This is a genomic window from Streptomyces sp. NPDC088812, assembly GCF_044750285.1.
Taxonomy (GTDB): Bacteria; Actinomycetota; Actinomycetes; order Streptomycetales; family Streptomycetaceae; genus Streptomyces.
The window spans coordinates 500092-506551 of record NZ_JBIVJP010000002.1 but is presented as its reverse complement, the minus strand read 5'-3'; the positions used below and the strand labels follow the sequence as shown (position 1 = coordinate 506551).

The following is a 6460-nucleotide window of genomic DNA, read 5'->3' as shown; positions in this document are numbered from 1 at the left end:
CTCCGCGGCCTCCGCGGCCTCCGCGGCCTCCGCGGCCTCCGCGGCCTCCGCGGCCTCCGCGGCCTCCGCGGCCTCCGCGGCCTCCGCGGCCTCCGCGGCCTCCGCCGCCTCCGCCGCCTCCGCCGCCTCCACGGCCTCCGCCGCCTCCGCCGCCTCCGCCGCCTCCGCCTCCACCGGCGCCTCCGTCCGCTTCGCCGTCGTGGAGGGGGTGTCCTCCGTCGGGCGGGACGGCTTGGGGACCGTTACGTTGTCGAAGGCTGCTGCGACCAGGTCGTGTTCGGTGGGGGACGCGGTGCGGGGCTCCGGGACGTGCGGGGTGGGGGCGGCCGGTTCGGTCGCCTCGGGGGTGGCGGGGGCTTCCTGCGCGGGGGGCTCCTGCGCCGGTGCCTCCTGCCTCGGCGCCTCCTGCGAAGGAACCCGTTCCGCACCCTCTGCCTCGGCCGTGTGCGTCTTGCGTGAGCGGCCGAACGCGTTCCGCAGGAGAGTGAGAATGCCCATATGCGCAACCCTTCGCGTGAGTTGATGCCCGTCAATCCCTGGCCAGGACGGACACGTAAGGTTAGCGGCCCTGAGCGGTGATCTTGGGGAGGGGTGAGTGGGCGGAAGGCAGGTGTGTCAACACCGCCTCGGCGTTCCGCCAACCCCCTTGTAGCAGTCGGGGATTCACCCGCCGTTCACTCAGCGTCAGCGCTTCCGCACATATGTACCCCTACCGTCACGGTCACACCATGGGCACGCAAGGGGAGAGTAAAGGTGCGCAAGCTTCTGCCGCTGATCGGAACGCCGTCCCAGTCGCATCCCGGCGGACGATCCGCCATGACCTGCCGTTTCCGGTGTGGTGACGCCTGCTTCCACGAGGTGCCCAACACCAGCGCCAACGCATACGTCGGTGACGTCATCGCCGGCGCCCTGAGCCGCCGCTCGATGATGCGCGCCGCCGCCGTCGTCACCGTCGCGGGCGCCGCCGGAGCGACGGGCGTCGCCGGGGCGCGTCCGGCCGCCGCGGCGGCCCAGGAGTCGACCGCGGCCGCTGCGGCCTCCGGGGCGCAGAAGGGTTCAAAACCGGCCAAGGCCGCGAAGGGCCTGCGCTACAGCAGCGTCGCGCCGAACACGACCGACGCCGTGGTCGTCCCGGACGGGTACGGGCAGAACGTCGTGATCCGCTGGGGTGAGCCCATCCTGCGGGGTGCGCCGGCCTTCGACCCGGAGAACCAGACGCCGGCCGCCCAGGCGGCCCAGTTCGGCTACAACAACGACTTCCTCGCGCTGCTGCCGCTGCCGGGCGAGCGCAACCGGCAACTGCTCGTCGCCAACCACGAGTACACCGACGAGATCCTGATGTTCCGGGGGTACGACGCCGCCAACCCGACCCGGCAGCAGGTGGAGATCGCCTGGGCCGCGCACGGGCTGTCCGCCGTGGTCGTGGAGGAGGACCGGAAGACGGGCAAACTCGTCGCCGTGCCCCGGCACTCGCTGAACCAGCGCGTCACCGCCACCACCGAGTTCCGCCTGACCGGTCCCGCCGCCGGCTCCGACCTGCTGAAGACGTCCGCCGACCCGACGGGCACCAAGGTGCTCGGCACGCTCAACAACTGCTCCGGCGGCACCACCCCGTGGGGCACCACCCTGCACGGCGAGGAGAACTTCAACCAGTACTTCGCCAACAGCAGCCGGACGACGGACAAGCGGTACGGCATCGGCACCGGCGCCACCGAGCGCAAGTGGGAACGGTTCGACAAGCGGTTCGACGTCGCCCAGGAGCCCAACGAGGTGCACCGGTTCGGGTACGTCGTCGAGTTCGACCCGTACGACCCGACGTCCACGCCCCGCAAGCACACCGCCCTCGGCCGGTTCAAGCACGAGGCCGCGACCGTGCGGCTGACCTCCGACGGCCGGCCCGTCGTCTACACCGGTGACGACGAGCGCTTCGACTACTTCTACAAGTTCGTCGGCAGCAAGCGGATGAAGAACGGCAGCTCCCGCGCCGTCCGCGAGCACAACCTCTCGCTGCTCGACGAGGGCACCCTGTACGTCGCCAGGCTCACCGGCGACTCCCCGGCCGCTGAGATCGACGGCACCGGCACGCTGCCGGCCGACGGCGAGTTCGACGGCAGCGGCGAGTGGATCCCGCTGGCCACCGCCACCGCCGAGGGCGCCGTCTCGCACGTCGAGGGCATGACCGCGCAGGAGGTCTTCGTCTTCACGCGGCTCGCCGGTGACAAGGTCGGCGCGACGAAGATGGACCGGCCCGAGGACATCGAGCCCAGCCCGGTCACCGGCAAGGTGTACGTCGCCCTCACCAACAACAGCAACCGCGGTGTCGGCTCGAACGCCACGGCGGACGAGGCCAACCCGCGCAACGCCAACAAGCACGGGCACGTCCTGGAGCTGACCGAGCGCCGCAACCGGGCGGAGGCGACGGAGTTCGCCTGGTCGCTGTTCCTCGTCGCGGGTGACCCGGAGGACCCGGCGACGTACTTCGCGGGCTTCCCGAAGGACTCCGTCAGCCCGATCTCCTGCCCGGACAACGTGGCCTTCGACCCGCACGGCAACCTGTGGATCTCCACGGACGGCTCGCAGCTCGGCTCGCACGACGGGCTGTTCGGCGTGGCGACGCGCGGTGCGCGGCGCGGCGAGCTGAAGCAGTTCCTCACCGTGCCGACCGGCGCCGAGACCTGCGGTCCGCTCATCCAGGACCGCCGGGTCCTGGTCGCCGTCCAGCACCCGGGCGAGGTCGACGGCGCGTCCGTGGAGAAGCCGGCCAGCACCTGGCCCGACGGCGCCGGCAAGATCGTCCGCCCGGCGGTCGTGGCCGTGTGGCGCCAGGACGGCGAGGACATCGGCGTCTAGGTACGTCCCGTAGGTACGTCCCGTAGGTACATCCAGGGCGTGTCGCCCACGCTCCACCGGCCCCGGGTCAGCGGGGGCGGTGGAGCGCGAGGTCCACCAGCAGTGAGCGGTGGTCGGTGCCGGGCAGGTCGAGGAAGCGGGCGCGGCGCGCGGAGAACTCCCCGGAGACGAGGACGTGGTCGATCTGGGCGCCGAGGGCGGGCGTGGTCCGGGTCGGCCAGCTGGGTTCGCGGTGCGCCCCGGCGAGGCGGGCGGCGTCGTACAGCCCGGTGTCGAGGACGCGGCGGAACGCGGCGTGGTCCTGGGAGGCGTTGAAGTCCCCGGCGAGGATCAGCGGTCCGTCGGCGCGGTGCGCGGCGGCGAAGTCCGCCAGCCGGCCGAGCTCCCGTTTCCACAGGGCGACCTGGCCGGGCAGCGGCGGCTTGGGGTGCGCGAGCTGGAGCCGTACGGGGTGCCCGTCGACGTCGGCGACCGCCCCGGGCATGCCCATCCGGCCGGGCACGCCCGCGGTCGGCGTGAGCGGGAACCGGCTGAGGACGACCGACCCGACCGAGGTGGCCCCCGGCACGGCCCGCCGGTGCGGGTAGCCGCGCCCCAGCTCCCGCACCACCGCCGCCTGACAGCCGTACTCGCACTCCTCGACGAACACCAGGTCGGGCCGCTCCCGTCGCACGGCGGCGATCAGCGCGTCGGTCGCCCGGCCGAACTCGACGTTGGAGGTGAGGACGCGCACCCGGGCGACCGGCACCCCCTCGGGCCGGCTCTCCTTCCCGTACGGCTCGATGAACCAGGCGAGCAGGGCGAGCAGCACGACCCCCCACACCAGCCCGGTCCACCAGCGCGCGAGCAGGGACAGCGCCGGCCCGAGCCCGGCCGGCACGAGCAGCCACGGCAGGAACGCCAGGAGCTGCGGTACGGGCGTGAAGGCGTCGGTGTCCGCGGCCCGGCACCCCACGACCAGGCTCACCCCGGCGCACAGTGCCCCCGCGCACCAGCGCCCGAACAGCGTCCACCGCCGCCGCCCGTCGGGCACGTCAGCGGAACTCCCGTACGACCTCGATGCGTCCGACGATGTGCGCGTTGAACTCATCCAGCTCCTCCGCCGGCACCCACAGCTCCAGGATGGTCTCTCCCCCGGCCTGCCGTACGGGATACCGCCGGAGGAAGGCGCTGTCGACCTCGAACCGGGTGACGTACCCGGCCCCGGACGCGGGGACGTTCCAGTCCCGGGCGATCCGCACCGCGTAGTCCTCGTTCAGCACCGGGTAGAAGATCGGCTGCTCGGGCAGCCGCGGCGGCCAGGCGGTCCATCCGGACGCCTCGACGAGGGCCAGTTCCTCCGGGCCGGTGGGACGCCAGAGCGTCGTCGTGCTGGGCATGCCCGGTGACGATAGCCGGGCGGGTGAGGGGAAGTCAGGGGGCCGGGGCCCAGGAGGCGTCGGGGGGCGGCTCAGCCGAGGCGGGTGGGCGGGTGCGCGAGCGGTGTCTGGGGCGGGGGCGGGGTCCCCGGGGTGGGGGGCGCCTGGGTGGGGGGCGCCTGGGTGGGGGGCGTCGGGGCGGGCCCGGTCGGCGGCCGGCGGGAGTGTGCCGTACGGCGGATGCGGAGCTGCCGGGTGAGCCACACCGCGCCGGCCACCGTCAGGCCCGCCACCAGCAGCAGCCAGGACACCGTGCGCAGGGTCGAGGTGAGGGCGTCGTAGACGGCGGCCGCGGCCGGGCGGTGGGTCTGGTCGGGGAGGTCCCCGAGGGTGAGACGGCGGCCGAGCGCCACCGCCAGGCCCAGGAACGCGCCGCCGAGGGCCGTGCCGAGGGCGGTGGCGGTGAGGGCGCGGCGGCGGTGCACCGCGACGGCGATGCCCGTGGCGGCCAGGGCCACCGCCGCGACCGGAAGCCAGAAACCGGCGACGTCCAGCACGTGGTAGCCCTTCCGGAGTGCGGCCAGGTCGTTCGCCGGGAGCAGGGCGACGCTGGTGTGCCGGATCGGCACCTTCTCGGCGAACGGCACCCGGTCGGCGACGAGCTGCGCCTTGAGACGGGTGGTGACCGGAGCCAGGTCCACGGAGATCCCGCGGGCGCGGTCGTCGTGCAGCGCCGTCATGACGGCCTTGTGCGCCTCCTCGTTGCCCGCGTCCCACGCCCGGCGGTAGGCGCGGGTCCGGGTGAAGGAGCGCACCGCGTCGTGCACGAAGGGCGTCACCTCGGGGTGCAGGGGGCGGTGGCGGTCGGTGGCGGCCTCCCGCAGGATGCCGGCGGCCACCGCGTCCACGACCTCGTCCCGGACGGCGGGGTCGGAGGCCAGCGGCGCCATCGTGGTGACGTAACGGCCCGTGTCCGTCAGGCCGTACGCGGCCCAGGCGGCCAACGCGCCGAAGGGCAGCAGGAGGCAGGCCAGGGCGATGGTGACGGCCGAGACGGCGGTTCGCAGGCGTCGGGACACGCCCTCAGACAACGGGAGCGGCGGCGGGTGCGCCAGCGGGGCTGGGCCGCTCGGGTGACGGCCGCCCACGGACGGCCGGTTGCCCCGCCGTCCGGTGCGGTGACCGGCCGGTCGGCCCGCCGTCCGGTGCCGCAACCTGCCGGTCGGCCCGCCGTCCGCGCAGGTGGCAGGCGGTCTTGCGGTCTCCGGTGGAGGGTTCACCCGAACGGGTGTCTCATGGATCAGGGGAGACGGGAGAAGGAGGCGATGATGCGCACCACTCCGATCCTGCGGGCTCTGACCGCGGTCCTGCTCACCGGTGGAGCCCTCGCCGTCACGGCGGCGGGCACCACGGCGGCGGCAGCCCCGCAGGCCACCGCCGAAGCACGAGCGAACAGCGTCGGCTGCCTGTTCCTGGGGCACGACTGGAGTGCCACCCTGGCCGACGCCTTCAGTTACTCGAGCTCCTGGACCATCGGCGTCTGCGACGCCTCCGTCGATACGTCCGGTACCTCGTCGGGCGGGTGGGAGTGGACCCCACTGGCCCGGTGAGTGGAGGGATGAGGGAAGTGGGCCCCGGCGGAACACCGCCGGGGCCCACGCATGTCCACGAATCTCCTTGCATGTCCTTGCATGTCCTCGCGGGTCAGAAGATACGGTGCCCCTCCGCGTCCTCGTGCGTGTAGTAGCGGTAGAACAGCACCCCGAACCAGCCCGCCGCGCACGCCACGGCGATGCCCGCCGAGTTCAGCACGCTCGCGCCGGTCTGGCTGATCAGGAAGCCCACCGCGCAGCCGGTGAACGCCGCCCACAGCAGGGCGTGCACTTCACGCCGCATGCGCGAGGCCAGGGCGCGTACGGCGGCGTACAGCCCGATGAACACGAGCGCGGTCACGAAGCCGAACAGGATGTTCCAGCCGGTGACCGGGCCGCCGTGACGCTGGTTGGCGGCGGCCCAGTAGCCGTAGACGAGCCCGATGACGACGGGTGTCGCCCACTTCGCGATGAGATGGGTCCGGGCGCCGAAGACGTCGGGTGTCGTGGTGGTGCCGGCGGTGATGGCGGTGGTCCGGGGCCGCATGCCCGGTGCGGGTGCCGCATGAGCCATGGGAGCACTCCTCTCTCCTCGCCCCCGGTCTCCAGGGCACACCTGGGCGCGGGCGGTGGCAAGTCGGCCGGTCGTCCGCCGTCGCC

Annotated in this window: 6 protein-coding genes and 1 pseudogene; 2 read left to right on the top strand and 5 right to left on the bottom strand. The window is 73.5% G+C overall.

The window, feature by feature from the left end:
- Window positions 1-498 (bottom strand): annotated as a pseudogene (locus ACIP67_RS06090) (Toxic cation resistance protein); the annotation flags it as partial.
- A 255-nt stretch (window positions 499-753) separates the two neighbouring features.
- Here ACIP67_RS06090 and ACIP67_RS06085 point away from each other — a divergent pair.
- Window positions 754-2850 (top strand): PhoX family protein, encoded by a 2097-nt coding sequence (locus tag ACIP67_RS06085; protein WP_401688028.1) that lies wholly within the window; start codon window positions 754-756, stop codon window positions 2848-2850.
- Window positions 2851-2917: 67 nt separating this feature from the next.
- On the opposite strand, the gene ACIP67_RS06080 is transcribed toward ACIP67_RS06085, so the two are convergent.
- From ACIP67_RS06080 to ACIP67_RS06070, 3 genes are all read right to left on the bottom strand, one after another.
- Window positions 2918-3940, bottom strand: a complete 1023-nt coding sequence (locus ACIP67_RS06080; protein ID WP_401688025.1) for an endonuclease/exonuclease/phosphatase family protein — start codon at window positions 3938-3940, stop codon at window positions 2918-2920.
- Entirely contained in the window at window positions 3885-4229 is a 345-nt protein-coding gene (locus ACIP67_RS06075) for a hypothetical protein (RefSeq protein ID WP_401688023.1), read from the bottom strand. Before ACIP67_RS06075 ends, ACIP67_RS06080 begins: the two co-directional genes overlap by 56 nt.
- Window positions 4230-4300: 71 nt before the next feature.
- Entirely contained in the window at window positions 4301-5287 is a 987-nt protein-coding gene (locus ACIP67_RS06070) for a hypothetical protein (protein ID WP_401688020.1), read from the bottom strand.
- A 216-nt stretch (window positions 5288-5503) separates the two neighbouring features.
- Here ACIP67_RS06070 and ACIP67_RS06065 point away from each other — a divergent pair, with 216 nt between their 5' ends.
- Window positions 5504-5818 carry a hypothetical protein gene (locus ACIP67_RS06065; protein WP_401688017.1) on the top strand — a complete coding sequence of 105 codons (315 nt, stop codon included), beginning with the start codon at window positions 5504-5506 and terminating at the stop codon, window positions 5816-5818.
- A gap of 94 nt (window positions 5819-5912) precedes the next feature.
- Here the strand turns inward: ACIP67_RS06065 and ACIP67_RS06060 are convergent, their stop codons facing one another.
- Complete coding sequence (locus tag ACIP67_RS06060) at window positions 5913-6374, bottom strand: hypothetical protein (protein WP_401688014.1); 462 nt, start codon at window positions 6372-6374, stop codon at window positions 5913-5915.
- Window positions 6375-6460 lie beyond the last annotated feature (86 nt).